Source organism: Streptomyces sp. NPDC000151, assembly GCF_040301705.1.
Taxonomy (GTDB): domain Bacteria; phylum Actinomycetota; class Actinomycetes; order Streptomycetales; family Streptomycetaceae; genus Streptomyces.
This window is the reverse complement of record NZ_JBEPFC010000063.1, coordinates 12211-38374: the sequence shown is the minus strand read 5'-3', so window position 1 is coordinate 38374 and position 26164 is coordinate 12211. Positions and strand designations below refer to the sequence as shown.

The following is a 26164-nucleotide window of genomic DNA, read 5'->3' as shown; positions in this document are numbered from 1 at the left end:
GCCCTCCAGCGCCGCCTCGCGGATCAGCTCGGCGACCATGACCTGCTCGGGCTCGTCGGTGAGGTCGCCCTCCGGGTTCGGTCGGCGCGGCCGAAGCGGCGGCGGCCGAGGCGGTGGCCGGGGCGGCCGCGGCGTCGGCCGGAACCGCCGTCGCGTCCGTGGTGGTGCCGGGCGCCGTGGCGTCCGGGCCGTCGGAGGACTGTGCCAGTCCACCCTTGGTCTTCAAGGCGACCTCCTTGATGAAAAGCGTCAGAAGGAAGGCGAGCAGCGCGCACGGGGCGGCGATCAGGAAGATGTCACCGACAGCGTGCCCGTAAGCACTCTCCATGACCGTCCGGAAGGGCGCCGGGAGGGCGTCCAGGTCCGGAATGCCCCCGCCGCCGGTCCCGGCCTGGCCCGCCTTGGCGGCGGCCGGTCCGAGGTCGGTCAGGCCGTCCTTGACGTAGTGCGTGACTCGGTTGGCCAGCACCGCGCCGAGCGCCGAGACACCCACCGCACCACCGAGGGAGCGGAAGAAGGTGACGACGGACGAGGCGGAGCCGAGGTCCTGCGGGGCGACCTGGTTCTGCGTGCACAGGACCAGGTTCTGCATCATCATGCCGATGCCGAGACCCATCAGGGCCATGAAGATGGCGATGTGCCAGTACTCGGTGTCGTACCGGATCGTGCCCAGCAGGCCGAGGCCCGCGGTCAGCAGCACGCCACCGGCGACCAGCCAGGCCTTCCACTTGCCGGTCTTGGTGATGATCTGGCCCGACACGGTCGACGAGACGAACAGCCCCGCGATCATCGGGATGGTCATCACGCCGGACATCGTCGGCGACTTGTCGCGCGCCAGCTGGAAGTACTGGCTGAAGAAGACGGTGCCGGAGAACATCGCGATACCGACGAACAGCGAGGCCGCGGAGGCCAGCGAGATCGTCTTGTTGCGGAACAGCCGCAGCGGGATGATCGGCTCGGCCGCCTTGGTCTCGACCAGGATGAAGAGCAGCGCGAGCACGACGGCCCCGCCGACCATGGCACCGGTCTGCCAGGACATCCAGTCGTACTTGTCGCCGGCCAGGGTGACCCACACCAGCAGCAGGCAGACCGCCGCACTGATGAAGAAGGCACCCAGCCAGTCGACCTTGACGCCCTCGCGCTTGATGACGGGGAGCTTCAGGGTCTTCTGCAGCACGATCAGCGCGATCACCGCGAAGGGCACGCCGACGTAGAAGCACCAGCGCCAGCCGAGCCACGAGGTGTCGGTGATGACACCGCCGAGCAGCGGCCCGCCGACGGTCGCAACCGCGAAGACGGCACCCAGATAACCGCTGTACCGTCCCCGCTCCCGCGGGGAGATCATCGCGGCCATCACGATCTGGGCCAGGGCGGACAGACCGCCCACGCCTATGCCCTGCACGACACGGCAGGCGATCAGCATCCCGCTGTTCTGCGAGAGCCCGGCAACGACCGACCCTGCCACGTAGATGACGAGGGCCAGCTGCACCAGCAGCTTCTTGCTGAACAGATCGGACAGCTTGCCCCACAGCGGGGTGGTCGCGGTCATCGCCAGCAGCGAGGCCGTGACGACCCATGTGTAGGCGCTCTGGCCACCGTTCAGGTCGTGAATGATCTGCGGCAGCGCGTTCGACACGATCGTCGAAGAAAGAATGGCGACGAACATACCGAGCAGCAGCCCGGAGAGCGCCTCCATGATCTGACGGTGCGTCATGGGGGCTCCGGCGGAGGCGTCACCGCCGCCTCCGTGCTTGGCGTGGCCGGCCCGCACACCGGCTGGTGTGGTTGTAGCCATGTAATTCCTTATCGTCCTGCTGATGTACGGGTGGTTTCGGTACGCGTGACGTCCGTACGCGTGGGTTCCTGGTGCGCCCGGGTGCGGCAGTCGCCGAAGCTCTCGTGCAACTTCGCGAGCAGCTCGTTCAGCCGGCCGACGTCGTCGTCGGACCAGTCGTCGAGGTACCGGGCGAGGGAGTCTGTGTAACGGACGGACAGCTCGGCGAGCAGTTCGCGTCCGCGGGTTGTCAGTCGCAGCAGCCTGGACCGCTTGTCCAGAGGGTCGGGCTCCCGCTCGATCCAGCCGCGTTCCGCGATGTGCGCGACGTGCCGGCTGGTCACCGACATGTCGATCATCAGCAGCTCGGCCAGCTTGCTCATCCGCATCTCGCCGTACCGGTCGAGGATGGTGAGCACGCCCACCGAGGCGGGCGGGCAGTCATGCGGCAGGATGCGCCCGAGCTCGCGTTTCACGGCACCGATGGCGCTGAGTTGCCTGGCCAGCTCCTGGTACTGACCCTGCGCGGCCATGGGCACCTCCACACATCTTTTGTTGCTTGAGGCAACCATAGAACCACTTGGTTGCCGAAGGCAAACGAATCCGACGCCCGCGAGGTAAAGGAAACCAAAAAGATGCACCGCACACGGGTCAAGGGTGCGAGAGGGTCTCGTAAATCCCCAGGTCAGAGAGGCGTACGGCGCCAACCCCAGGGCATACGACGCGCCGCCCCCTCCCTGTGTGATCTCTCCATCACCACTTTGCGGGGCTCTGGCCGACTCCGCACCGATGTCGGCTGTGCCCGTGCGGGCCCGTCGGCCCGGCGCCCAGGGGTGTGCCGCTACCCGCCGGTTCGCTAGTGTCTCGGCCTATGGCGAACAACCCGCAGACGCCCGACGGCAACCACGACCCGGCCGGCAGCACGCAGATGTTCCGCGCCTTCGTCGACGAAGGCGCCCCCCAGACCCCCCGCACCGCCGCGGCCACCCCCCAGTCCTCCTCGGGCCCCCGCGCGGGCATCATCATCGGCGTAGTCGTCGCCGTCGTGATCGTCGCAGCAACGGCTTGGCTGGCACTGAGCTGATCCCGTACTCGCCTCTCCCGAGTAACGACACTCACCCCTCCCCTCCCTTCGAACGATCAATAGGGCTTCTCCCGGGCAGACACACACCCGGAAGAAGCCCTTATTGCTGGCGCGCGAACCGGCCGACCGGCCGGCTATGAGGATCCGCGCCCGCCCCGGCTCTCCGCGATCCTGAGCGCGTCCCGCAAGGCCTCCACCAGCCCGTACGCCAGACACCGCACCTCATTGGGTCGACCCCGGTCATCCCGTCCCCGTCTGCCGAGCACCTCACTCGCCCGCTCGACCAGCCGAGCCCCCATGGCGAGCTGCACGGCTTCCACGTCATCGGCCAACCGCGCGACGTAACCGCCGCCGTCCCCGTCCTCCGACAGATAACACCGCTGCCCGTCGGCCCCGGTCCAGGGCAGCAGTCGCAACCGCTCCGGATCGCTCACCAGGCGAACACCGAGAAGCCGCCGTCGTGGGCGAAGAGCCGAGCGGCCCGCTCACGCGCCTGCTGCTCACACTCGACGAGATACGGCCGTACTGGACGGGTGGCGTCCCCGTCGATCACGGTGTCGAGCCGAGGGAGCCGTCGCGGTGGTCGCGGGGAGGCGGGCAACAGGGGATCAGCAACTGTCGCACCAGCCGACGGCGCGGTATCTGAGTGCCTGCGCCCAGCCACCCACCCAATGACGCTTCGGACGATACGGTGACGCATGTCGATGCTCCTTGCACAGAAGGATTCAGCGTTGACCACGCCCCGGGGCTGTTGGCGCAGCCGCCGGGGCTCTTACTGTCAGCGCATTCTATGCATACTACGGCCTACTAGGTATTGCCTCGATCGCGTGGTTCAGTGCAGAGTGCTTAGCGTGGTCATGTGATCGAATTTGCTCCTGACCGACCTCGCTGGCGCCAGGTCGCCGACGTGATCCGAAAGCGCATCGCCGACGGCACGTACTCACCCGGCACGCGCGTCCCGTCGGTGCTCCAGCTCCAGGAAGAGTTCGGCATCGCCGTAGCCACGAGCCAGAAGGTCCTGCGCGGGCTGCGTACAGAAGGGCTGCTCTACACCGAACCGGGCCTCGGCTCCTTCGTCTCGAAGCAACTTCCCGAAGACTTCACCGGCGACCCCCCGGACGCATGAGCAGCGCTCCGCTGGACTTCGACCCGACGCGTCCCAAGTGGGTGCAGATCGCGGACGTTATCCGTGCGCGGATCGCAAGCGGCGAGTATCCACGGCACCACTTGCTCTCAGAGGTCCGTCTGGAGGCAGAGTTCGGTGTCGCGCGCGTGACCGTACGCAAGGTCACCGCCGCCCTCCGCGCCGAAGGCCTCATCGTCACGACCCCGGGCATGGGCTCCTTCGTCTCCAAGAAGCTCCCGGAGAACTTCGCGGGCGAACCCCCGGACGCGTGAGCGCGCCACGAACGGTTCCATCGACCTGCGCCGCTGAGTCAACGACTGCCTCTCCATATCACCGAACTGTGGCTGCTCAAGCCGGCAGAGGAGGATCCGGTGAGCGCGGACCTTGTCGCAGCAGCCGTCGACATGTTGGCTGAGAGCGGGCCGATGCGGGCAGACCTCTGGTCGACCGCATCACCGGCAGCCGGGTTCACCACCTCAAGGAGCTTCGGCCGGGAAGCACGGGTAGGACCGAGGTTCGGGTCCTGTTCGTCTTCGATCCGGTACGTGAGGCGGTTCTCCTTGTGGCGGGGGACAAGGCGGGCCGTTGGAACCAGTGGTACGAGGACGCGATCCCGCTTGCCGAGGCTCGCTATAACGCGTACTTGGCGAGTGCCCACCGCACAGGAGAGGACGGGAACGCCTGATGACTGGCCACAGCAGTTGGGCCGAGGTGAAGCGCCGGATGCGTGAAGCCCATCCCGAGGTCACCGATGCCGAGTGGGAATCCCGCAAGCAGGCAGCCCGGACGGCGACCGAGGCATACGTACTCGGTTACCACCTGCGCAGGATCCGAGAGGAACAGGGACGCACACAAGCCCAGATTGCGGCGGCGGTCGGCGTTTCCCAGGCGAGGGTTTCCCAGATCGAGCGGGGCGAGATCCACAACCTGGAGACGATGCGCACGTACGCTGCGGCGCTGGGTGCCCGGATCACGCTATCCATCGAATACGGCGACCGAGTGATCGGTGCTGCCTGAGGAGTCCCTCCCCGTGACCGTACGCGAGGTCACCGCAGCCCTCCGCACCGAAGGTCTCATCGTCACGACCCCAGGCATGGACTCCTTCGTCTCGAAGAACCCGCCGAAGCCGTAGGCCGGCTCGAGGAGTCAGTGAACGGGTCGGGTTGAGGTCAGATCGCTCGGCGCGCACCAGTTCAACCTCCGAGTCCCAGTGTGGCCGACGCCGTCCGGGAGCATTTTGGCTGCGCCGCCCACCTCTGCGAACTGGAGGAATCGCCAGCGGGTGAGAGAGCCACACCCACGCCAACTCGTAGATCTGTACGGGACAACCTTTATAGTCACATCATTTTCGCCTGTCCGCCTGGTTGCGTGAAGGCGCCTATTCGAGGGAGCGGTATATCTGCAAGGCGGCGGTGCAGAAATCTTCGGGTGGCGAGTATGAGTGACTGTCAACGTAATGAACAATCATTGCAGGGGCGGCGTATGTAACGCCCCTTGAGCTGGTTACGTGAATTTCGCCACTTCCGATGAACGTATCATTCCAGGAAGTGTTTTCGCGAGCCACCTGGAAAGATGGGCAGAGTTCGCAGAAATGCATGCCTCGCTGAACGTTTACCGAATTTTCGGCGAGTTTGGCGAGTGCTTTTACGAGCCCTTCAGGAGTCTCCTTCTTTTGATAGTCATGCTCTCTGGAAAGCCATCCGACGTTCAGCATGGAATCATTGGACTCGGAGTACGTATAAGGGCTCAGGTCCGGGTAGTAAGTCATCTGTCATCACCAAGGCTTGATGTGTTCGCGGCAAATCACGACGTGTACGGCGCCCATGCCTTCAGTGACGATATCACTGAGCCGAGTGGGTGCGTTCACGGTTATTGACTTGCTGCTGATGTTCAGGTTTTTCGGTACATCCACAGTGTAGTCAGGTAGGTTTTTTCCGGGGCCGAAAGTCTCGAATGGCGCCCTGTTCCCGCCGACCTCCACCTCATGGCCGATAGCGTCGGAAAGGCGTTGTCCGTCTTCGACGTAGAACTTAAGCCATGTTCCTGATGGGACGGTCATGTCACCTGCGCCGAACTCATAATATCCGTGTCCGGATATTACCTGGGAGTTATCGGTCCTCCCCTTTTGCGTCACACTTTTCGCCCAGTCGTTACCGTTCCCCTCGCCATGTGCAGGCGGTTGGGCGCGCCTGTCTTGGTCCGGCGGACACGGAGCTAGACCAAGAACATCGGTCGATGCCATTGGGTTGTGGACATATGCAGCCGGGTTAGGGGCTGGGCTCAGACCCAAGGGGTCAGGTGAAAGGTAGCGTGCGGTGCCAGGGTCGTAGTACCGGAAGCAGTTGTAGTGCAGGCCGGTTTCAGGGTCGAAGTATTGACCTGGGAAGCGTAGGGGTGTGTAGGCGGTTGCGTCCGCGTTCCAGGTGGTGGTGCCCCAGAGGGTGGTGCGGGTGCGCCAGGCTATTTCGCCGTTGGGGGAGACGAGTTCGGTGGGGGTGCCGACCAGGTCGGTGATGATGGCGAAGAAGCGGGAGTCGATCTCGGATTGCGGGGCGTCCGCCGCGGTGATGCGTTCGGTTTGGGCGAGGGGGGCCAGGCCGTTGTGGTCCCAGGTGAGAGTGATGGCAGGGGTCGACTCGCTGGCCGAGGTGGTTTGTTCGGTGAGGGTGGCGCCGTCCCAGGTGAAATCCACCTGTTCCAGGACAGTGGTGCCGTCTGAGGAAAGGCGTTGCTTGGCGGTGCGGCGGCCCAGGGGGTCGTAGAGGTAGCGCCACGTGGTGCCGTCCGGGGTAGTGACGGACGTGAGGCGGTCCTCGGTGTCCCAGGTGTAGTGCCAGGTTTCGCGTTTGCCGGAGAGGTGGCGCTTCTGGCGTACGGTCATCCGGCCCGCGGCGTCGTGTTCGTAGCGGATGCGGCCGGCCTGGGTGAGGCGGGTGCCGGTGTACGTGCGTGCGCCTGTGGCTTCGGAGTTGGCGTGGGTGGTTGGCCACTCGGCCTGGGTTTGGTTGCCTGCCTCGTCGTATGCGTAGGTCTCCGTCCAGTTGTGGGCGGAGACCGCGGTGACGTGGCCTACGGAGTCCAGGGTGAAGCGGCGCGGGCCGTTCAGCTGGTCGTCGATGGCGGTGAGGTAGCCGTCGGGGCGGTAAGCATACGAACGGTGTTGGAGGGGTGCGCTGCCCGTACTGGCGCCATCGGGGTCGGCTGCGGCACCTGTACCGGTCCCGTACAGGGATTGGGACGCCAGGCGGCCCGTCGCATCCCAGCTCTGGTGGAGAGTGATCAGACCGCCGGTCAGGTGGCGGCTGATCTCCTGGCCCGCGGCGTCGTGGGTGAAGTCGAGCGTGCGGCCGGATGTGGTGAGGGAGGTGCGACGGCTTGCGGCGTCGTAGGCGTAGGTGGCCTCGGCGCCGGTGGGGGTGCGGCGATGTATGCGGCGACCGAGCACGTCGTACGCGTGCGACATGGTGCGGCCGTTGACCGATTCGGCCGTCACGCGCCCGAGGGCGTCGCGCTGCCAGATCACTTCGCAGTCAGACGTAGCCGCCCTCAGCGGCCGTCCGCTCGCGTCGTGGGAGTAACGGGTCACCACGCCGTCGCTCGTGCGCTTCGCAGAGGTACGGCCGAGTTTGTCGTACTGGTAGACGGTCGTGTCGCCGAGCGGGCTGGTACGAGCGGCGAGGCGGCCTGCCGAGTCGCGTTCGTACGACACCTGGCGCCCGTCGAAGTCCGTCTCCGACAGCAGCAGGCCGGCCGGGTCGTAGGCGTACGACCACTCCAGGCCCTGTGGGTTGGTGACCTTGGAGAGCTGGAGTTTGGTGTCGTAGGTGAACGTGTAGCGGACACCGTTGGGATCCGTGCGGGCGACGAGCTGGTCGAAGTGGGTGTACTCGAAGCGGGTCACGCCGCCCGCGGCGTCGGTGTGGGTGAGGCAGTTGCCCTCGCCGTCGTACGTCCAGGATTCGGTCGCGCCGTCGGGGGCCGTACGGCGGCTGAGGTGGCCTTCGACCGTCCAGATGTAGCGGGTGGTGGCGCCGAGGGGGTCGGTGTGCGAGACGACGCGGCCGAAGGCGTCGCGTACGTACGCGGTCACACCGCCCAGAGGGTCGGTGATCTGCTGCGGGAGGCCGGCGGCGTCGCAGCGTACGTGGGTGGTGTGGCCCGCGGCGTCGGTGATCGAGGCGAGGTGGCCTCGGTCGTCGTACGCGAAGGTGGTCACCGCGCCGGCCGGATCGATGACCGAGGTACGCCGGCCGGCCTCGTCGTACGTCTGGCGCCAGACCGCGCCATCGGGCTCTGTTACCCGGGTCGGTAGCCCGAGTTCGTTGTACTCCGCCGTCACCTGGGTGTCGTCGGGGCGAGTGACGGCGGCCAGTTCGCCGGTGGCGGTGTACGTGTACGAGGCGGTGTGGCCCAGTGGGTTGGTGACGGAGACCGGGCGGCCGTGGCTGTCGCGTTCGGTGCGGGTGACCGCGCCTGTCGGGCTGATCTCGGCGACGATCTTGTAGCGGTCGTCGACCAGGTAGCGGGTCGTGTGACCGAGGGAATCGGTCAGTGCGGTGATGCGGTGGCCGGTTTCCGGGTCCGTCGCGTCGTAACTGATGCGGACCGCGAGGTGGCCCTCGGTGCCGCCCTCGGCGATGCAGCGGTCCTGGTCGTCGTAGGTGTAGTCGTAGCGGCGGTCGTTGCTGTCGGTCCAGGAGACGACGCGGTACCGGTCGTCGTACTCGAAGCGCAGCGGGAGGCCGGAAGAGTTGATGACCGACGTGAGGTTGCCATCGGTGTAGTCGTAACGGAGGAGCTGCTGGTCGGTGCCGTCCTCGGCCGCGCCTGCAAGGTGGAGGGCGGTGATCCGGCCGTCCTCGGTGGTGAGCTTGAGGTGGTAGCCGGCGGAGTGGACGACGCCGGTCGGCGTGCCGTCCTCGTCGCGGTCGAAGGTGATCCAGTGGTCGCCGTTGCGGTCGGTGATCTGGTCCAGGTGCGCGACGCCGTTCCCGGCCTCGTCTCCGTCGGAAGGCGGGGAGAAATGGCGTACGTGGCCGGTGTGCGGGTCGGTGAGGGTGTAACCCCCGTCAGGGGTACGTTCGAGCGGCCGGCGAGGGCCGGTCACCGGGAGCGTCGGCACGCCCGGGACAGGGTGGGGGTAGGACAGCAGCAGGCCGTCTTCGCTGACGAAGACGACGCCCTCGGCATCGACCTCCAGCCGTTGATCGGCCGTGCTCGCCCAAGAGGGGCCGAACCACCGTCCCGTCCTGCGACCGGATTCCAGTTGCCGGGAGAAGACCAGCGGGAGCGCGCCCGGTAGCACGATGTCCGTCTGAGGCAGGTACATCTTTCCGGTCGCGAGGTCCACCGGGTCCGTGTCGGCCGACTCCCGGTGCGGAGTCTCCGTATCGGACTGGTGGGGGCCGTCCTCGTCCAGGTGACGGCGCGCCGATCCTTCTCCCGCGTCCTCCACCGCCTCCCGCCCCTCGCGGCGGAGTGCGCTCTCTCCGGCGTCCTCGCCGAGGCGGGCCAACCTGGCCGTCCGGGATCCCGCGCTCGCCGCCGCGCCCGCGCCGCCCGTGAGGACGTCCAGGAGGACGTCGAAAGCGAGGCGGCCCTCGGCCTCCCGGCGGTCGTGGCTCCAGCCGGTGCCGACGACGGCGGCCGGGAGGCGCTCCGGGTGGTTGGCCAGGCCGACCAGGCCCGCCGCGGTCGAGTTCAGCGTCATCGCGTACTCGGCCGGGTGGGAGATGTTGTACGAGTCCATCGGGCTGATCGAGCGGGTGAAGGACGCGAGGCCGAAAGCGCCCTTCGTGAAGCCGCCCACCGTGTGCAGGAGCTCGGTCGGGGCGCCCTGGATCTTGTCGTACGCCTCCATGCCCAGCCTGTCGGTGAACTCCGGCTCGGTGGGGGCGTGGGCCAGGGCGGCGTCGACCTGGGTCACCGCGTGGGCGCCGGCCGTGTTGCGCTGCGTGCGGGCGTGCTTGAGCTTGTCCTTGGCCGCGTCGCGCAGCGCTTTGCCGGGGTCATGGGTGAAGCCGCCGGGGTCGGTGGGGCGCTTGCCCGGGTCCTTGCCCGCTTCCTGGGCGTCCTTGTAGGTCTGGAGGTCCTTCCCGTACGCGGTCACCTCCTTCGCGTGTGCGGCCCGCGCCTTGTCGGTCGCCTCCTGGCCCTTCTTGTACTCGTTGATCGCCACCTGGGCCTGCTGCTGCGCCCAGTCGACGGTCTCGGCGAAGTCGGACAGCGCCTTCGACGCCTTCTCGCAGGCATCGGCGGCGTGCGCCCACTTGGTGGGGTGCATGGCGAACTTCTTGCGGAAGGAGTCGGCGGCCTTGCCGCGCCACTCACCCGAGTCCAGCTGCCGCATACCGGAGGCGACCTTGTCGAACGCCTTCTGGAAGTCGGTGAGGTTCTTGGCCGTGGCGCGGATCTTGCCGACGCTGCCGTGCACCAGCTTCTTGGGGTCCTCGGTCTCGCCGAGCTGCCACTCCTCGACCTCGGCGCCGAGATGGTTGGCGACCGAGTCGCCCTTGCTGCGGACCCAGTCGGCGCCGCTGTCCCAGCCGGCGTCGTCCATGGTGTCCGCCAGCTGCCCGCTGTAGTGGTCGATGCTCCTGCCGATGGCCTTCTGGCCGTCCTCGTACGCGTCACCGACCTTGTCGGCGACGTCGTTGACCCCGTCCTTGACGCCGTCCGGTATCCAGTCGTCCCAGCCCATCAGCTCTTGCTTCCCCCGTGCTCGGTGCGGCCGTCCCCGCGCGTCTTCCCGTCGTTGGTCTGCTGATCCGGGCCGTACGTGTCGTCCATCGCGGCGTCGTACTCGTCCCCGTAACCGGCGAGCTCCGCGTACGAGCTGTACTGGCCGCCGATCATCCCCTCCGTGGTGAGGTCGTGCGCCGTCGCCTTCCAGACCTCCTTGGCGTTCTGGCCGGCCTCCAGCATGGACTTGGCGCTGTAGTCGGGGTTGGTGAGGTTGTGGATCGGGTTGTCCTCGAGGGTCTGGCCCCAGCTGCGCTTCTCGGCCTTCTCCTCGGACAGGTGGGGGTTGCCCATCGTCGCTGTCCAGCCGACCTTCATCGTGCCCTGGACGTAGTCGTCCGCCTCGTGCATCAGGCCCGCCGAGAGTCCCGCCCGTTCGGCGAAGTCGAGGGCCTCCTTCACGAGGGAGCGGACGCCCCACTCCCAGCGCTCGCAGAACGTCTCGAACTTCGCCGTGAGATCGGCGTAGCCGGTTTCCATGCCGGTCAGGGCGAGTTCGGAGAAGCCGCGGCCGACCTCGGCGCCGCCCGCCTGGCCGATGTCCTGCAGTTCGTCGATGGCACCGTTGATGCCGCTGGTGATCTTCTTGATGGCCGACGGGGAGACGTGGAGGTCTTTCAGCTCGTCGCTCATCTCGGGCTGCTCGCCGCTCACGCCGTCGCCTCCCCCGGGGCCGGGCCCGGGCCCGGGACCGGTCCCTCGCCTCGGCCCTCTCCCGTCGCCTTGGCCGCCGCGGCCGTCGCGAGTGCTTCACCGTTGGCGCCGTCCACGGCCGCTTCCTCGGGGACGATGCCGAGTACGGGCGGGAACATCACGCAGCCGCCCGCCTCGGCGTCCGCGACGTCCAGGGCCACGCCTGTCGGCTCGCCGGTCGCCGGGACCACCACGTCCAGCAGCCGGGCGCCGTACACGGTCAGGAACTCCAGGCCGTCCGCGGGCGGTGGCTCCCAGCCGGCGGCGACGGCGAAGCGGGCGAGGGCTTGCTTGTCGCTGAAGGCGTAGATCCAGCGGATGCCGCCGTAGGTCGCGGTCATCAGGTCGCCGTCGAGGGTTGGCACGATCACGGCCGTACGGCGGAACTCGCCCAGCCGGGCGGCGAACGCCCGCTTCTCGTGGGCGATCACCTCGTCGGCGTCGGGGGCGACGGCAGGGCTCGTGTCACGGTCGGTCGGCGCTGCCGCCGGCGGCGCCTCGTCCGTACGGTCCGCTCGCGGCTCGCTCGCCTGCCGCTCCCGGGCTGCCGCCTCGTCGTCGGCCTGGCGCAGCAAGTCCTCCAGGCGCGGCCGGCCATCTGCACCCGCAGCACCTGAAGTTGCCCCCACCCCACTGGTACTCATGCATCACATGTTCGCATTCGTGTCTGACAGGCGACCAGGAGCTTCGGGAGGGCGGGGCGTTGGGGCTGTTACTTCCAGGTGACGTCGACGTCCTTTGTGTCGATGTGCATGCCGAGTGGTACGCGCCACTCGTCCACGCACACCTTCCATGTGTGCGTTTCCCTTGCCCCGCCGGGGAGCGGGACGGGGAGTTCGCGGGTGGACTCCCGGGTGTCCCAGTCGATTCCCAGGCCGCCGATGATGTGCGTCTTGAAGGTGACCGTTCCGTCCGTCACCGGCCGGCCGCCGGTATTGCGGATCTCCACTGTGACCTTCTCGCACCACCGGACATCGGCCTTGGCCAGTTTCGGGGCGCCGACTTCGAGTAGGGCGGGGCTGTTGTCGGTGGGAGGAGGAGTGGACGTGGAAGGGGGAGTGGACGTGGGAGTGGGGGATGAGGGCGGGGCGCTGGTGTCCGGGGTGGTGCCGGTCGGCGGGCTCGTGTCGCCGTGGGAGGGCGGCTGCGGGCGCTGTGGTTCTTCTGGTGTGGCGCCTCGGGCGTCTTCGGGGAGGCTGCCGGTCGCCGTACCGCCGGGACGTTCACCGGTATCTCCGGGGGTGGCGTCGGTGTCGGCGCCGTCCAGCGGGATCAAGGAGACGTCGTCCGTCGGGGCCACGGGCCTCACCGGGGCCTTGCTGTCCGCCGTGCCCGCCGCGATGTAGCCCGGGCCCTCGGTGTTGCCGCAGTACGCCAGCACGCCACCCAGTAACAGCAGCACTCCCGCCGATGCGCCAACTGTCGTCCGTCGCATGGGTGCAGTGTGGGTGACGGGGCGTCAGGTGTACAGAGGTGTTCGCGTGCGCTGTACCGGGTTCGCGGGTGCGCATGCCGAAGCCCCGGGCCAGGTGATCGCTTGTGGCGCCTGGGGCCCGGGGGTGCGTTGCGTCGTCAGTCCGTGGTCAGGCCGTCACGGAGTTGGGCGAGGGTGCGGGTGAGGAGGCGCGAGACGTGCATCTGGGAGATGCCGACCTCCTCGCCGATCTGGGACTGGGTCATGTTCGCGAAGAAGCGGAGCATGATGATCTGGCGTTCGCGCGGCGGGAGTTTGGCGAGCAGCGGCTTGAGGGACTCGCGGTACTCCACGCCCTCCAGGGCGGTGTCCTCGTAGCCGAGGCGGTCCGCGAGGGAGCCCTCGCCGCCGTCGTCCTCGGGGGAGGGGGAGTCGAGGGAGGAGGCGGTGTAGGCGTTGCCGACGGCGAGGCCGTCGACGACGTCCTCCTCCGATACGCCGAGGCAGGTGGCGAGTTCGGCGACGGTGGGGGAGCGGTCGAGCTTCTGGGACAGCTCGTCGCTGGCCTTCGTGAGGGCGAGGCGCAGCTCCTGGAGGCGGCGCGGGACCCGTACGGACCAGGACGTGTCGCGGAAGAAGCGCTTGATCTCGCCGACGACCGTGGGCATGGCGAACGTCGGGAATTCAACGCCCCGTTCGCAGTCGAACCGGTCGATCGCCTTGATCAGGCCGATCGTGCCGACCTGGACGATGTCCTCCATCGGCTCGTTACGGCTGCGGAAGCGGGCAGCGGCGTAACGCACCAGCGGGAGGTTCAGCTCGATGAGCGTGTCGCGGACGTACGTACGCTCCACGCTGTCCTTGTCGAGTGTGGCCAGCCGCAAGAACAGGGAGCGGGAGAGCGTACGGGTGTTGAGGGCGTCGTCGTCGTGCACGTGCGGTGCTGGTGCGGGAAGCACCTTCGAGCTGCCCAGTTCTACGGACATGCCACCCCCTTGAGGTCGCGGTCGGGTCGCCGCTGCGTCTCTTCGTCCCCATGCGGAGCAAAGAGTTCAGCCTCCACCTGAATACCGGAGGCGGCGCCACGGCAAACGCGGTTCCTGCAGAATGTCACATGTCGGCAACACGCTGTAGCGCCATGTCGACATATCCCTGCAGGAAGCGGGGGCGCGGCCTTGGGGGGTGTACCTCGTCCCGGTTAGGCGTCGATCCTGTTTGCGGATCTGAGCCGGGCGAAACTCCGCGAGAGCAGTCGGGAGACGTGCATCTGGGAGACGCCCAGCTCCGCGCTGATCTGGGACTGCGTCAGGTTGCTGTAGTAACGGAGCAACAGGATGCGCTGCTCGCGTTCGGGCAACTGTACGAGCAGATGGCGGACGAGGTCGCGGTGCTCGACGCCGGCCAGCTCGGGGTCCTCGTACCCCAGGCGGTCCAGCAGGCCGGGCAGGCCGTCGCCCTCCTGGGCGGCTTCGAGGGAGGTCGCGTGGTACGAGCGGCCGGCCTCCAGGCAGGCGAGCACCTCCTCCTCGCCGATCTTCAGGCGCTCGGCGATCTCCGCGGTGGTGGGGGACCGGCCGTGCAGCACGGTCAGGTCCTCGGTGGCGCCGTTGACCTGTACCCAGAGCTCGTGGAGGCGGCGGGGGACGTGGACCGTCCGTACGTTGTCGCGGAAGTACCGCTTGATCTCGCCGACGACGGTCGGCATCGCGAAGGTGGGGAACTGCACGCCGCGGTCCGGGTCGAACCGGTCGATCGCGTTGATCAGCCCGATCGTGCCGACCTGGATGACGTCCTCCATGGGCTCGTTACGGCTGCGGAAACGTGCCGCCGCGTACCGGACCAGGGGGAGGTTCGCCTCGATCAGCGCGTCCCGCACGCGGCCGTGCTGGGGGGTGCCCGGCTCCAGGCCGGCCAGCTCGGCGAAGAGGACTTGCGTGAGCGCCCGGGTGTCCGCACTCCTGCTCTGGCGGGATGGCGCCTTCGGCGCAGTACGGGCCGTCACGGTTCACGCCTCCCCTTCACAGCGCTCCAGTGCGTCAGTAAGTCACGTGCGTCGGTAAGTCGCGTGCGTCGGTAAGTCACGCGCTTCGGTTGCTTCGGTTGCTTCGGTGATGCGATGTCGCGGTCGTGCTTCGGTGATGCGGTGTCGCAGTCGTCTGCGGTAACGGACTCATCGGGCAAAAGCGGTCATAGCATCACAAGACATGTGCACTGTGTGCAAGCACCGCATATTGCCGTGTTGAAGGGCAGTTGGCGGTGGTGGGTGGGCGTCGAGGGGGCGGTACGGAGGGGGCGGGAGGCGCCTTTCTCGGGCCGCCGGCGGGTGGGCGGGCATGAAGAAACCCCCCGCCCGCAGGGGCGAGGGGCTGTTCGGCCCGGAGGGGGCCGGGGCGGTGCCGCCGGGCGCTCGGGCGCGCGGCAACCGCCGTATCGCGGTCCGGCCGGGGCCGGACGGCGCTCAGATCTCGTAGTCGGCGATCACCCAGGTGGCGAACTCCGCCCACTGCTGGACACCCGCCTGGTGGGCGGGGTGCTCCAGGTAGCGCGTGAGGGCGTCCTTGTCGGCGACGGCCGAGTTGATCGCGAAGTCGTAGGCGATCGGGCGGTCGGTGACGTTCCAGCCGCACTCCCAGAACTCCAGCTCGGGGATGAGGTCGCCGAGCTCCTGGAAGGCCTTCACGCCGGCCGCGACGCGCGGCTCGTCGCGCTCGACGCCGTCGTTGAGCTTGAAAAGGACCAGGTGGCGGATCACGGGCGGCCTCCAGGGTGCGGAACGGGGGGAATCGTTTCTGCTGTCGACAGGTCTGCGGAGCGGTGGTGCGACTACTTGATCAGTGAGGTCATGAAAGGTGAGGTCATGAAATCAGTGAGGTCATGAACTGGCCCACGCCCTGTGCGGCGTCCGAAATACCCTCGAACCCTATTTGCACGAGGTCGGCGGCCCGCGTCGGGGACGTGACGATCGTGTACAGGACGAAGACGACGACCACGTACAGCGCGATCTTCTTCGTTTCCACCATGCGTCCCCGTCTCCCCTACGGCCCTAACCGGCGGCTCCTGCCCGGTGCAGTCGGGCGAGTTTAACCACACCGGCCCCACGGCAGCAGCCGTGCCCGGGTCGGCTCCGGCCGTTCCGGCGCCCGTGCCGTCTCCGCCGTCCCCGGACTCACGCCGCCCTTATGGACGAAAGTCCCGCCAATCCGGGTCGTTCGGCGCCCCGTTGGACCGGGGGTACGGCTGCACGCTGGACGGTGAGCCCGGCGGATTCGGCAGGAGTCCGCGGGGTGGGGACCGGGACCTCGCTGCGGGGTCCGTACCGCTTTCCTCCCGGCCGCGGTGCGGGCCATGAGGCCCGGAACGGACGAAGGGCCCGACTCATCAGAGTCGGGCCCTTCGTGCGAGCGGTAGCGGTGGGATTTGAACCCACGGAGGAGTTGCCCCCTCACGCGCTTTCGAGGCGCGCTCCTTCGGCCGCTCGGACACGCTACCGAGATAGAGCTTAGCCCAAGGGGGGCCGTGCGCCGAAATCGGTTCCGGGGGAGCGGCGTGGGAACGGGGTTCCGAGCCGCGCGAAAGGGGCCGGGTGGCGGTCCATAAGGCGCGCGGCGCGCCCTCAGCGGTCGCGGAAGAAGTCCGTGAGGAGTGCCGCGCAGTCGTCGGCCAGGACGTCGGTGATGACCTCGGGACGGTGGTTGAGGCGTCGGTCACGTACGACGTCCCACAGGGAGCCGGCCGCGCCCGCCTTCTCGTCGCGGGCGCCGTACACGACCCGGTCCACCCGGGAGAGCACGATCGCGCCCGCGCACATCGTGCAGGGTTCGAGCGTGACGACGAGGGTGCAGCCGGTGAGCCGCCATTCGCCCGCCCGTCGCCCGCCACCGCCCCGGCCGGAATCGCCGCGCGATGCTTCCTTTTGGATCGTGTCGGCCGCCGCCCGGATGGCGAGGACCTCGGCGTGCGCCGTCGGGTCGCCGGTGGCCTCGCGTGCGTTGTGGCCCGTGCCGATCACCCGGCCGTCCGCGGACAGCACGACGGCGCCCACCGGGACGTCACCGGTCCCGGGGGCGAGCGCGGCCTCGGCCAGGGCCTGCCGCATGGGCGCGGCCCACGGGTCGCGCAACGGATCGGGTGCGGGGTCCGCCGGGGCCGCGGCGGGCTGTGCGTCGGTCATGGGAACAGTGTCCGGGACCGGTGGACGCCGGCCCGCGGCGGGCGGACGGGGAGCGGCCCGCGGTGCGCCGCTCCCCGGCCGTCACCGCACCGCCTCCAGGACCTCCGTGCAGCCGAGCGCGTCGGCGATCCCGCTCAGCGCGTCGCCGTGGTTGTCGAAGGACAGCAGCTCCTTGGCGCTGACGCCGAGGTCGTCGAGGAGCTCGACATCGCCGAGCGGGCCGGCCGGCGCCGGGTCGTCAGCGGCGGCCTCCGGCTCGTCCTCAGCGCCCTCGGGCTCACCGTCCTCCGTACCGTCCAGGTTGGTCAGACCGTCGAGATCCTCCTGCTCCTCGTCGTCGCGGCCGAGCAGCTCGTCGGCCAGCATGGCGCCGTACGAGCTACGGGACGCGGCGGCGGCGTTCGAGATGAAGACGCGGGGGTCGTCCTCGCCGTCCACCCGGACGACGCCGAACCACGCGTCCTCCTGCTCGATCAACGCCACCACCGTGTCGTCGTCGACCGCCGCCTGCCGGGCCAGGTCGGCCAGGTCGGCAAGCGTCTCCACATCGTCGAGCTCTGTATCGCTCGCTTCCCACCCGTCTTCGGTGCGCGCGAGCAGTGCGGCGAAGTACACCGTGACTCTCCCACTGGTCAGAGGCGTATCCGGGCCGGGCGAGGGCGGACGCGCGTGCGCCCGGAGTCCCCGCCCCATCGGAATCGTGGCAGAAACAACGCGTTCGCGCGGGGTCTTCGGCGCTGCGTCGTGCGCGGGTTCTGCGAGATCCGGTCCGCGTGGGGGCCGGACGGGGGCCGGACGGGGGTCGGATTCCGCTCCGCAGCCCGTCCGGACGGGGCGCGTACGCCTCATCCGGACGGGCTGCGGGCGCCTCATCAGTGGGGCAGCCGCGAGGACGGTCGCCAGGACGTTCGTGTCACCAGCGGAACGTCCGCATGCGCATCGCCTGCCGCATCCGGGCGGCACGTGCGCGGCGCGGCTGCACGCGGTCGCGCAGCTCCTTGGCCTCGTTCAGCTCACGGAGGAACTGCGCCCGCCGGCGTCGGCGCGCCGCGTCGGACTCGGTGGTCCCGCCGGCCGCCGGCTCCTCCTCTTCCCGGTCCGCCGGGTGGTCGGGTCTGGGGCCGCCGCCCTCGCTTCTCGCCGCGCCGTGCGCGGCGCCGGGCCTGCGCGCTTCCGCACGGTTCTGGCGTGCGTCCGGCCTGCTCTGCCGGGTGTCCTGCCGGTTCTGACGGTTCTGCCGGGCGTCCTGACGATTCTTCTGGTCGGGCATGAGCGACACCGCCTCGGGCCGAGGTTCTCGCCCGGAGGCCGGCCGGCGATCCGGGCGTCTGTGCCCACTTTCCCCCTAAGTGGTGGGTTGATGCGACTTGGTTGACGTTGGCCGAGGGGTGGTCCGTGGATGGCTGATCTTCGTACGGCGAGGTCGCGCGCCCACCGGCGGGCGCTTCGGGGGCCCGGCCTCGGTTACTGTCGATGTCATGCGGATCCACGTCGTCGACCACCCGCTGGTGGCGCACAAACTCACCACGCTGCGCGACAAGCGCACCGACTCCCCGACCTTCCGGCGCCTCGCCGACGAGCTGGTCACCCTGCTCGCGTACGAGGCGACCCGCGATGTGCGCACCGAGCAGGTCGACATCGAGACCCCGGTGACGGCGACCACCGGCGTCCGGCTCTCCCACCCCCGCCCGATGGTCGTGCCGATCCTGCGGGCCGGTCTGGGGATGCTGGACGGCATGGTGCGGCTGCTGCCGACGGCCGAGGTCGGCTTCATGGGCATGGTCCGCAACGAGGAGACGTACGAGGCACAGACGTACGCCACCCGGATGCCGGAGGACCTCTCCGGGCGCCAGGTCTACGTCGTGGACCCGATGCTCGCCACGGGCGGCACGCTGGTCGCGGCGATCAAGGAACTGATCAAGCGCGGCGCCGACGACGTGACCGCGCTGTGCCTGCTGGCCGCGCCCGAGGGCGTGGAGGTCATGGAGCGGGAGCTGGCGGGGACGCCGGTGACGCTGGTCACCGCCGCGGTCGACGAGCGGCTGAACGAGGACCGCTACATCGTCCCCGGGCTGGGCGACGCGGGCGACCGCATGTACGGGACGGCCGGCTGAGCGTACGAAGGGGCCGCTGATCCCGACAGGGTGATCGGCGCCCTATGGAGCGGTCGGCGCGCCGGTGGTGCTCAGCACTGCGGCGTGTCCGGCTTCTCCTTCGGCGGGGCGGTCAGCGCGGCGAGCGCGGCCTTGGCGTCCTTCTCCTTCGCCAGGTCCTTGTACTTGTCGCCGATGATCAGGTCGACGACGCCGCCCTTGCGGGCGTCGGTCTTGCGCTGGGCCCCGGACACCTGCGTGCCCAGCACCTTGAAGGAGCCGTCCGCCGCGGCCGGCGCGCCGAGCAGTACGGCGGTGCCCTTGACCTTCTTGTCGTAGGCGGCGGGCGCGTTGCCCACCTCGCCGATCGTGAAGCCGCGCTTCTTGAGCGCGTCGGCGGTGTCCTTGGCGAGCCCGCTGCGGGTGGTCGCGTTGAACACGTTGACCTTGATCGTCTTCGGCTCGGGCAGCGGCTTCGCGGTGTGCTGCGGCTTGCCGCCGTCCTGCCCGGACGGGCACTTGGGCTTCTCCTGCGCGGCCTGCGCGGTGCCGCCCTGCCCGGTGAAGACGTCGATGAGCTGTACGGCGCCCCAGGCGCCCACGCCCAGTACGCAGGCCGAGGCGACGACTGCCACAACGATCCTGCGCTCACGACGGGGACGGCGCATCCGCGGATACCTGTCGCCCGTGATGCGGTACTTCTTACCGCCCATGCCGGGGGGCGTCAGCATGCTCATGTCCGCAGCGTAGTGCGGCTGCCGCGCTCTGCCTATTAAATGATCTGTTCGTGGCGCGAGACCTGACCCGAAAGGGCCAATACCGGGCGTCGTCGCCACGCCGTGTGAGGCTCGGGCCCTCGATTCGGGCGTCGAGCGGCTCTCGATCAGCCCTTGGACACAGGCTCTTAGTGGCGGGTCTCAGTCCAGTTCCAGGACGCGGGCGTGGAGTACCTGGCGCTGCTGGAGCGCGGCCCGGACCGCGCGGTGCAGTCCGTCCTCCAGGTACAGGTCGCCCTGCCACTTCACGACGTGCGCGAACAGGTCGCCGTAGAAGGTCGAGTCCTCCGCGAGCAGCGTCTCCAGATCGAGCTGCTGCTTGGTGGTGACCAACTGGTCAAGGCGTACCGGGCGCGGGGCCACATCCGCCCACTGGCGGGTGCTCTCCCGGCCGTGATCGGGGTACGGCCGCCCATTTCCGATGCGCTTGAAGATCACACGGAAAGCCTACCGGTCACCCGGCCTCGGGCGCAGCCATGTCGCACGGGTACGAACGGGGTGTATACGGCGTACAGGGAGCAATACCCCGGCGCCGCCCGAGTACGGCACGGCGGGCCGGTGGAGACCGGCCCGCCGGGAGTGCGTCACCACACCAGCGCGTCGGCCGGGTTGTCCTGCCAGTACGTCACCTTGGCGGCACCGGGCTGGATGAAGACCGGGCCACCCTTGACGGTGACGGACTTCAGGGCGACGTCCTTGGCGACCGCCACCTCGATGCTGCCGGTCTTGAAGCCCTTCTCCGACGAGTCGGCGGCGGAGAGGGTCAGACCCGCGTAGGCGGTCTCGCCGGGGGCGAGGGTGACCACGGCCTGCGGCTCGGAGCCGTCGACGACCGGGGTGACCGCCTGCTGGTCCTTGTGGAGCCGCAGGAGGGGGTAGGTCTCGGCCGAGAAGTCGCAGGTCTTCTTCGAGGTGTTGGTGGCCTTGATCAGGACGTGGTTGATCGGGCGGCTGACGGTGCCGGCCTCGAACTTCAGCGCCGATGCCGTGCAGGGCGCGGGCCGGGCGGCGGCCGGCCGCGCGGACTGGGCGAGGGCCGGGCCGGCGGTGGCGGCCAGCGCGCCGACGGCGATGAGGGAGGCGACGGCGGCCTTGACGGTCTTCTTCGAGGTCTTCTTCGACATGGTGGGTTCCCCCGTGAGTGGTGACTGCGACGGCTGGTGGTGAGGCGGCCGGCTGGTCCCTCCGGCACGACATCCACTCTGCCCGGGTGGGCTATTGGTCCACTAACGTCCGGCTAATGCCACCCACCTGCCGCTAAATGCGGCGGAGCCGGGCAGCTGAAACAGCCACCCGGCTCCGCGCGCCGCTCGGCCCTGGGCGCGAGCGGTACTGATCACATCGTCGAGGTGTCGATCACGAAGCGGTAGCGGACGTCGCTCGCCTGCACCCGGCGGTACGCGTCGTTGATCTGCTCGGCGGAGATCACCTCGATCTCCGCGCCGATCCCGTGCGCGGCGCAGAAGTCCAGCATCTCCTGGGTCTCGGGGATGCCGCCGATCATCGAACCGGCCATCGCCTTGCTGCCGCCCAGCAGGGAGAACGGCGAGAGGCCGAGCGCGCCCTCGGGCGCGCCGACCTGCACCATCGTGCCGTGCACGCGGAGCAGCGAGAGGTAGGCGTCCACGTCCAGGTCGGCGGAGACGGTGTTGATGATCAGGTCGAAGCGGCCCGTCAGCTCCTGGAAGGTGGCCGGGTCGGAGGTCGCGTAGTAGTGGCTCGCGCCCAGCTTCAGCCCGTCGTCCTTCTTGCGGAGCGACTGGCTGAGCACGGTGACCTCGGCGCCCATGGCATGGGCGATCTTCACGGCCATGTGGCCGAGGCCGCCCAGGCCGACGACCGCGACCTTCTTGCCGGGGCCCGCGCCCCAGCGGGAGAGCGGCGAGTACACGGTGATGCCCGCGCACAGCAGCGGCGCGGCGGCGTCCAGGCCGATGCCCTCGGGGATGCGGAGGGCGAAGTCCTCGGAGACCACGACGTGGGTCGAGTAGCCGCCATAGGTCGGCTCGCCGTCCCGGCCGATGGCGTTGTACGTCTGTACGTTGCCCGTGCCGGTGCAGTGCTGCTCCAGACCGGCCTTGCAGTTGTCGCACTCCCGGCAGGAGTCGACCATGCAGCCGACGCCGACCCGGTCGCCGACCTGGTGGCGGGTGACCTCGGGGCCCACTGCGGAGACCACGCCGGCGATCTCGTGGCCCGGGACCATCGGGAAGATGGCCTGGCCCCAGTCCTCGTCCACCTGGTGGATGTCGGAGTGGCAGATCCCCGCGTACTTGATGTCGATCTCGATGTCGTGCGCGCCGAGCTCACGGCGCGGAATGGTGGTGCGCTCAAGCGGTGCCTTGGGCGCGGGTGCTGCATACGCGGTGACAGAGGTGTGTGTCATGCCATCAAGGCTGCGTCGGGACGAGAAGCGGAGCCAGAGCCCCCGTTTTCGTACGCACGCGGTTGGTACCACTGGTAGTGGCACCCTCACGCCCGCTCGGCCGGCCCGTACGGACGCGGCGGGCCGGATACTGGGCCTATGGACCAGCGCACCGAATTGAGCGAGTTTCTGCGCACCCGCCGCGCGCGTCTGCAGCCCGAGGACGTCGGACTGCCGCGGCCCAGCGGGCGGCGCCGGGTGCCGGGCCTGCGGCGGGAGGAGCTCGCGCAGCTGGCCGGGGTGAGCGTCGCGTATTACGTACGGCTCGAACAGGGCCACGGCCAGAACGTCTCCACGGCCGTACTGGACGCGATCGCCGGCGCCCTGCGGCTCAACGAGGCCGAGCGGGCCCACCTCAATCACCTGGTCAAGCCGAAGGCCAAGCGCTCGCGCGGCGCCGGGCGGCCGCAGCGGGTGCGGCCCGCGCTGCAGCAGCTGCTGGACGCGATGGAGGGGATTCCGGCGTATGTCGCGGGCCGCCGCCTGGACGTCATCGGCTGGAACCGCATGGCGTGCGCCCTGCTCGGCGACTACGCCGCGCTCCCGCCCGAGCAGCGGAACATCGCCTGGCAGGTCTTCCTGGACCCGGCAGCGCGCGAGCTCTACGTCGACTGGGAGAGCAAGGCCGCCGACATCGTCTCCTACCTCCGCCTGGACGCGGGCTGCCATCCCGACGACCCGCTGCTCGCCTCGCTGATCGGGGAGCTGTCGGTCAAGAGCGAGGAGTTCCGGCAGCTGTGGGCCACGCACGACGTGCAGGACAAGGGCTTCGGCGTGAAGCGGCTGCACCACCCGGTCGTCGGGCCGCTGACCCTGTCGTACGAGACGCTGCGGCTGCCCGCCGACCCGGACCAGCAGCTGATCGTCTACCACGCGGAGCCGGGCTCGGCCTCGGCGGAATCGCTGCGGCTGCTGGGCGACTGGGCGGCGGCGGACCCGGTTGCCGTAGAGCCGATGGCCGAGGACACCGCCCGGCGGCGGGACGGGGGAGGTTAGAGTGGCCGGGCCGTGGTGCTCGGGAAGACCGGTGAAGACCTACGGGTCCGATTCCGGAGCGGCCCTCGCCACTGTGATCGGGGAGCTACCGACCCATTCCCCGTGCGTGCACCGCGTACGTACGGGGGGCCACTGACCGCGGAGTGCGGACGGGAAGGCCGGGGCGGGCGCGTCCTCCTCCACGCTCTTGACGAGCGGGGAGGAGATCCTCGTAAGCCAGGAGACCGGCCACGGCATCTCACGAACTGATTCCACGAGGTGCTGGAGCGTGATGGCCGGATGACCGTGCCCACTCATACCCCCACGTCCGCCGATCTGTCGCAGTTCCGCTGGCAGCGGCGCGACACCGTCCGTACGGCCGGCCTGCTGGCGGTCATAGCCGCTTTGCACATCGTCGCGTTCGGTGTGCTGTTCCTGCTCGTCGTGCCCGGCCACTACACCGTCGGCACACAGGTGTTCGGCGTGGGCCTGGGCGTCACCGCGTACACCCTCGGCATGCGGCACGCGTTCGACGCGGACCACATCGCCGCGATCGACAACACCACCCGCAAGCTCATGGCCGACGGGAAGCGGCCGGTCTCGGTGGGCTTCTGGTTCGCGCTCGGCCACTCCAGCATGGTCGTGCTGATGGCCGCGCTGGTCTCGGGCGGCGCGGCGCTCGCGGGGACCCTGATGGACGAGGGCTCCCGTACGCACCAGGTGCTCGGCACGGTCGGCACCACCGTCTCCGGGGCCTTCCTCTACCTCATCGCCGCCCTCAACCTGATCGCGCTGGCCGGCATCTGGCGGGTCTTCCGCGCCATGCGGGCCGGGGAGTACGACGAGTCGGAGCTGGAGCGGCAGCTGGACTCGCGCGGCTTCATGAACCGGGTGCTCGGCCGGTTCACCAGGACCATCACGCGGCCGGGCCAGATGTACCCGATCGGGCTGCTCCTCGGCCTCGGCTTCGACACCGCGACCGAGGTGACGCTGATGGTGATGGCGGGCAGCGGCGCCGCGTCCGGGCTGCCCTGGTACGCGGTCCTGTGCCTGCCGCTGCTGTTCGCGGCCGGGATGAGCCTCTTCGACACCCTCGACGGCACGTTCATGAACTTCGCGTACCAGTGGGCGTTCTCCAACCCGGTGCGCAAGGTCTACTACAACCTCACGATCACCGGCCTGTCCATCGCCGTGGCCCTCTTCATCGGCACCATCGAGCTGGTGACCGTGCTGCACGACAAGCTCGGCCTGAAGGACGCGGTCACCGACCGGATCTCCGGCCTGGACCTGGACAACGTCGGCTACCTCATCGTCGGCCTCTTCGTCGTCGTCTGGGCGGCGGCGATCGCCTACTGGCGGCTGTCGGGCGTCGAACAGCGGTGGGCGGCGCGGGTGGCCGCCCCTTCGGAGGGCTGAGCGCGCACGCCCCGGGCGGCGGGCCGCGCGGCCCTACTTGCCGGCCGCCTTCTTCGCCGCCCGCTTCATCTGCTGCTTGTACGCCCGGACCTCGGCCAGCGACTCGGGGCCCGTGATGTCGGCGACCGAGCGGTGCGAGCCCTCCTCGCCGTACGGCCCCGCGGCCTCGCGCCAGCCCTCGGGGCGCACGCCGAACTGCTTGCCGAGGAGGGCCAGGAAGATCTGTGCCTTCTGCTTGCCGAAGCCGGGCAGGTCGTTGAGGCGTTTCAGCAGCTCGGCGCCGGTTTCGGCGTCCCGCCACACGGCCTCGGCGTCCCCGTCGTAGTGCGTGACGAGGTACTGGCACAGCTGCTGCACCCGCTTGGCCATCGACCGCGGATAGCGGTGCACGGCCGGCTTGCGGGCCAGCAGCTCCTCGAACGCCTCCGGGTCCTGCGCCGCGATGGCCTGCGCGTCCAGGTCGTCCCCGGCCATCCGCCGGGCGATGGTGTACGGACCGGTGAACGCCCACTCCATCGGCACCTGCTGGTCCAGCAGCATGCCCACCAGCGCGGCGAGCGGACTGCGGCCGAGCAGTTCGTCGGCTTCCTCCTGCTGGGCGACCCGCATCCTCACGTTCATGTTCCGATGATCCCTTCCGGCGCCGCACCGCGCATATCCAGGCAAGCGTTTTCGTGCGACGATCCCGTCCATGCCGACACTGAGCGAACTGATCCCCGCCGAGGCCGTGCGGCTGGACGTGGCGGCGGCGGACTGGCAAGCGGCGGTACGGGCCGCCGGCGACCTCATGGTCGCGACCGGTACCAGTACCGGTGAGTACACCACGGAAATGATCGAGAACGTCGAGGAGAACGGTCCGTACATCGTCATCGCGCCCGGCTTCGCCTTCGCGCACGCCCGCCCCTCGCCCGCGGTCCTGAGGACCGGCATGTCCTGGGTCCGGCTGGCCGAGCCGGTGGAGTTCGGGCACGAGTCGAACGACCCGGTGAGCCTGGTCGTCGCGCTCGCGGCGAAGGACTCCGGGGCGCACACGGAGGCGATGGCGGCGCTCGCGCGGCTGCTCGCGGACCCGGAGACCGAGCGGGCGCTGCGCGAGGCCCGGACGCCGGAGGCGGTGCACGCGGTGCTGGCGGGCCGGGACGCGCCGGCGGAGCCGGCGGAACGGCAGGCCGGCGGCGGGTCCGCGCACAAGATCCTCACCGTCTGCGGCAACGGCCTGGGCACCAGCCTCTTCCTGAAGAACACCCTGGAGCAGGTGCTCGACCGCTGGGGCTGGACGAAGTACGTCACCGTCGAGGCGACCGACACCATCTCCGCCAAGGGCAAGGCCGGCGAGGCCGTCGCCATCCTCACCTCGGGCGAGATCGCCCGGACGCTCGGCGACGTCGGCGTCCCGGTGAAGGTCGTCGAGAACTTCACCAGTACGGGTGAGGTCGACCGCATCCTCCGAGACACCTACGACGTCCAGTAACGAAG

Annotated in this window: 27 protein-coding genes, 1 tRNA gene, 2 pseudogenes and 1 riboswitch; of the genes and pseudogenes, 9 read left to right on the top strand and 21 right to left on the bottom strand. The window is 69.2% G+C overall.

The genetic code is table 11. From position 1 onward, the window contains the following. Positions 1–547 precede the first annotated feature (547 nt). Positions 548–1666, bottom strand: a pseudogene (locus tag ABT381_RS19145) (MFS transporter); the annotation flags it as partial. Between the two features lie 137 nt (positions 1667–1803). Then, positions 1804–2307: a MarR family winged helix-turn-helix transcriptional regulator gene (locus ABT381_RS19140; RefSeq protein WP_351595340.1), complete on the bottom strand. Its 504-nt coding sequence runs from the start codon at positions 2305–2307 to the stop codon at positions 1804–1806. Between the two features lie 338 nt (positions 2308–2645). On the opposite strand from ABT381_RS19140, the gene ABT381_RS19135 reads away from it, so the two are divergent. Beyond that, a complete protein-coding gene (locus tag ABT381_RS19135) occupies positions 2646–2858 on the top strand; it encodes a hypothetical protein (protein ID WP_351595337.1) in 213 nt (70 codons plus the stop codon). A gap of 430 nt (positions 2859–3288) precedes the next feature. Here ABT381_RS19135 and ABT381_RS19130 read toward each other — a convergent pair whose 3' ends face one another. Beyond that, on the bottom strand, positions 3289–3411 hold the full coding sequence (locus ABT381_RS19130) for a hypothetical protein (protein ID WP_351595334.1): 123 nt from the start codon (positions 3409–3411) through the stop codon (positions 3289–3291). Positions 3412–3717: 306 nt separating this feature from the next. On the opposite strand from ABT381_RS19130, the gene ABT381_RS19125 reads away from it, so the two are divergent. From ABT381_RS19125 to ABT381_RS19110, 4 genes and pseudogenes are all read left to right on the top strand, one after another. Further along, positions 3718–3984, top strand: a complete 267-nt coding sequence (locus ABT381_RS19125) for a GntR family transcriptional regulator (RefSeq protein WP_351595331.1) — start codon at positions 3718–3720, stop codon at positions 3982–3984. Next, entirely contained in the window at positions 3981–4256 is a 276-nt protein-coding gene (locus ABT381_RS19120; RefSeq protein ID WP_351595328.1) for a GntR family transcriptional regulator, read from the top strand. The genes ABT381_RS19125 and ABT381_RS19120 overlap by 4 nt, the downstream gene beginning before the upstream one ends. Positions 4257–4301: 45 nt before the next feature. Continuing rightward, a pseudogene (locus ABT381_RS19115) lies at positions 4302–4669 on the top strand (type II toxin-antitoxin system RelE/ParE family toxin). Further along, complete coding sequence (locus ABT381_RS19110) at positions 4669–5001, top strand: helix-turn-helix transcriptional regulator (RefSeq protein ID WP_351595325.1); 333 nt, start codon at positions 4669–4671, stop codon at positions 4999–5001. Before ABT381_RS19115 ends, ABT381_RS19110 begins: the two are co-directional and overlap by 1 nt. Positions 5002–5362: 361 nt before the next feature. Here the strand turns inward: ABT381_RS19110 and ABT381_RS19105 are convergent, their stop codons facing one another. From ABT381_RS19105 to ABT381_RS19045, 13 genes are all read right to left on the bottom strand, one after another. Further along, complete coding sequence (locus ABT381_RS19105; RefSeq protein ID WP_467754832.1) at positions 5363–5752, bottom strand: DUF7919 family protein; 390 nt, start codon at positions 5750–5752, stop codon at positions 5363–5365. A 6-nt stretch (positions 5753–5758) separates the two neighbouring features. Further along, positions 5759–10684, bottom strand: a complete 4926-nt coding sequence (locus ABT381_RS19100; RefSeq protein WP_351595321.1) for a putative T7SS-secreted protein — start codon at positions 10682–10684, stop codon at positions 5759–5761. Continuing rightward, a complete protein-coding gene (locus ABT381_RS19095; protein ID WP_351595319.1) occupies positions 10684–11379 on the bottom strand; it encodes a hypothetical protein in 696 nt (231 codons plus the stop codon). The genes ABT381_RS19100 and ABT381_RS19095 overlap by 1 nt, the downstream gene beginning before the upstream one ends. After that, a complete protein-coding gene (locus tag ABT381_RS19090; RefSeq protein ID WP_351595317.1) occupies positions 11376–12062 on the bottom strand; it encodes a hypothetical protein in 687 nt (228 codons plus the stop codon). Before ABT381_RS19090 ends, ABT381_RS19095 begins: the two co-directional genes overlap by 4 nt. A 68-nt stretch (positions 12063–12130) precedes the next feature. Next, positions 12131–12853 carry a hypothetical protein gene (locus ABT381_RS19085; protein WP_351595315.1) on the bottom strand — a complete coding sequence of 241 codons (723 nt, stop codon included), beginning with the start codon at positions 12851–12853 and terminating at the stop codon, positions 12131–12133. A 137-nt stretch (positions 12854–12990) separates the two neighbouring features. Continuing rightward, the gene (locus tag ABT381_RS19080) at positions 12991–13818 is read right to left on the bottom strand and encodes an RNA polymerase sigma factor SigF (RefSeq protein ID WP_351595313.1); all 828 of its coding nucleotides are present in this window, start codon (positions 13816–13818) and stop codon (positions 12991–12993) included. A gap of 212 nt (positions 13819–14030) precedes the next feature. Beyond that, a complete protein-coding gene (locus ABT381_RS19075) occupies positions 14031–14834 on the bottom strand; it encodes an RNA polymerase sigma factor SigF (protein WP_030259822.1) in 804 nt (267 codons plus the stop codon). Between the two features lie 456 nt (positions 14835–15290). Then, complete coding sequence (locus ABT381_RS19070; protein WP_351595310.1) at positions 15291–15584, bottom strand: Dabb family protein; 294 nt, start codon at positions 15582–15584, stop codon at positions 15291–15293. 103 nt (positions 15585–15687) lie between these two features. Beyond that, positions 15688–15852: a hypothetical protein gene (locus tag ABT381_RS19065; RefSeq protein WP_351595307.1), complete on the bottom strand. Its 165-nt coding sequence runs from the start codon at positions 15850–15852 to the stop codon at positions 15688–15690. Positions 15853–16234: 382 nt separating this feature from the next. Then, a tRNA-Ser gene (locus ABT381_RS19060) sits at positions 16235–16321 on the bottom strand. A gap of 124 nt (positions 16322–16445) precedes the next feature. Further along, positions 16446–17003, bottom strand: coding sequence for a nucleoside deaminase (locus ABT381_RS19055; RefSeq protein WP_351595304.1), 558 nt, complete (start codon positions 17001–17003; stop codon positions 16446–16448). 81 nt (positions 17004–17084) lie between these two features. Continuing rightward, positions 17085–17618 carry a tRNA adenosine deaminase-associated protein gene (locus ABT381_RS19050; protein WP_351595301.1) on the bottom strand — a complete coding sequence of 178 codons (534 nt, stop codon included), beginning with the start codon at positions 17616–17618 and terminating at the stop codon, positions 17085–17087. Between the two features lie 298 nt (positions 17619–17916). Continuing rightward, positions 17917–18273 carry a hypothetical protein gene (locus tag ABT381_RS19045; RefSeq protein WP_351595349.1) on the bottom strand — a complete coding sequence of 119 codons (357 nt, stop codon included), beginning with the start codon at positions 18271–18273 and terminating at the stop codon, positions 17917–17919. A 208-nt stretch (positions 18274–18481) separates the two neighbouring features. Between ABT381_RS19045 and upp the strand changes: the two genes are divergently transcribed. Beyond that, positions 18482–19117, top strand: coding sequence for a uracil phosphoribosyltransferase (gene upp, locus ABT381_RS19040; RefSeq protein WP_351595298.1), 636 nt, complete (start codon positions 18482–18484; stop codon positions 19115–19117). 71 nt (positions 19118–19188) lie between these two features. On the opposite strand, the gene ABT381_RS19035 is transcribed toward upp, so the two are convergent. The 4 genes from ABT381_RS19035 to ABT381_RS19020 form a co-directional block, all read right to left on the bottom strand. Further along, on the bottom strand, positions 19189–19809 hold the full coding sequence (locus ABT381_RS19035; protein ID WP_351595346.1) for a LytR C-terminal domain-containing protein: 621 nt from the start codon (positions 19807–19809) through the stop codon (positions 19189–19191). 204 nt (positions 19810–20013) lie between these two features. Then, positions 20014–20310 carry a type II toxin-antitoxin system VapB family antitoxin gene (locus tag ABT381_RS19030; RefSeq protein ID WP_004943146.1) on the bottom strand — a complete coding sequence of 99 codons (297 nt, stop codon included), beginning with the start codon at positions 20308–20310 and terminating at the stop codon, positions 20014–20016. Between the two features lie 146 nt (positions 20311–20456). Then, positions 20457–20996, bottom strand: coding sequence for a DUF4232 domain-containing protein (locus tag ABT381_RS19025; protein ID WP_351595296.1), 540 nt, complete (start codon positions 20994–20996; stop codon positions 20457–20459). Between the two features lie 212 nt (positions 20997–21208). Then, positions 21209–22258, bottom strand: coding sequence for an NAD(P)-dependent alcohol dehydrogenase (locus ABT381_RS19020; protein WP_351595293.1), 1050 nt, complete (start codon positions 22256–22258; stop codon positions 21209–21211). 138 nt (positions 22259–22396) lie between these two features. Between ABT381_RS19020 and ABT381_RS19015 the strand changes: the two genes are divergently transcribed. Together ABT381_RS19015 and nicT are read left to right on the top strand one after the other, a co-directional pair. Continuing rightward, positions 22397–23293, top strand: coding sequence for a helix-turn-helix domain-containing protein (locus ABT381_RS19015; RefSeq protein WP_351595290.1), 897 nt, complete (start codon positions 22397–22399; stop codon positions 23291–23293). Beyond that, a riboswitch (cobalamin riboswitch) is annotated at positions 23290–23540 on the top strand. (Overlaps the previous gene by 4 nt.) Before the next feature lie 32 nt (positions 23541–23572). Further along, on the top strand, positions 23573–24688 hold the full coding sequence (gene nicT, locus ABT381_RS19010) for a Nickel transporter NicT (RefSeq protein WP_351595287.1): 1116 nt from the start codon (positions 23573–23575) through the stop codon (positions 24686–24688). 33 nt (positions 24689–24721) lie between these two features. Here nicT and ABT381_RS19005 read toward each other — a convergent pair whose 3' ends face one another. After that, positions 24722–25309 carry an HhH-GPD-type base excision DNA repair protein gene (locus ABT381_RS19005; protein WP_351595284.1) on the bottom strand — a complete coding sequence of 196 codons (588 nt, stop codon included), beginning with the start codon at positions 25307–25309 and terminating at the stop codon, positions 24722–24724. A 70-nt stretch (positions 25310–25379) separates the two neighbouring features. Between ABT381_RS19005 and ABT381_RS19000 the strand changes: the two genes are divergently transcribed. Then, positions 25380–26159, top strand: a complete 780-nt coding sequence (locus tag ABT381_RS19000; protein WP_351595281.1) for a PTS sugar transporter subunit IIAB — start codon at positions 25380–25382, stop codon at positions 26157–26159. Positions 26160–26164: the final 5 nt, after the last annotated feature.